Origin of the sequence: Candidatus Regiella insecticola LSR1, from assembly GCF_000143625.1 — a bacterium.
Taxonomy (GTDB): Bacteria; Pseudomonadota; Gammaproteobacteria; order Enterobacterales; family Enterobacteriaceae; genus Regiella; species Regiella insecticola.
This window is the reverse complement of record NZ_GL379734.1, coordinates 1-491: the sequence shown is the minus strand read 5'-3', so window position 1 is coordinate 491 and position 491 is coordinate 1. Positions and strand designations below refer to the sequence as shown.

The 491-nt window shown below is 44.2% G+C and carries 1 protein-coding gene; it reads right to left on the bottom strand.

Annotated features, from left to right (window positions below):
- On the bottom strand, window positions 1-469 hold a 469-nt coding region (locus REG_RS10200), incomplete at its 3' end, for an iron chelate uptake ABC transporter family permease subunit (protein ID WP_006705570.1).
- Between the last annotated feature and the right edge of the window lie 22 nt (window positions 470-491).

The window sequence follows — 491 nt, the reverse complement described above, 5'->3', positions numbered from 1 at the left end:
TATTGATGGCGATACCGATCAATAATAAACTTGATAACCTGCCCTGCCCCCTGCGGCTGAAAGATAAAATAAGCAAAGAAATCAGTAAACCACCAATAAAAGCGGCGATAACATGGCTGTAAAAAATGAATGTTATAGAAAAAGTAAATGGCATGACGATAACCAGCGCGACGAATAATGCGGCTCCACTGCTAATGCCTAATAAACCAGGATCAGCCAAAGGATTACGGAATAGCCCCTGCATCACCGCACCAGAGGTTGCTAACGCGAAACCAATTAAAATCGCTAATAGCACACGGGGCAAGCGAATATTGAGCCAAATTTGCCAAGCGATGTCATCGAATGAACTGTGCCATAGCGTACGAAAAGAAAGCGGCAGCGCACCCAAATTGCTTGATCCGATGATAAGTAAAATCAACAATACAAATAAACCGCCCAAAGTATACAGGGGCGGCATAGCTGCTCTCATAGACTCAATTTCCCTGCCTGTC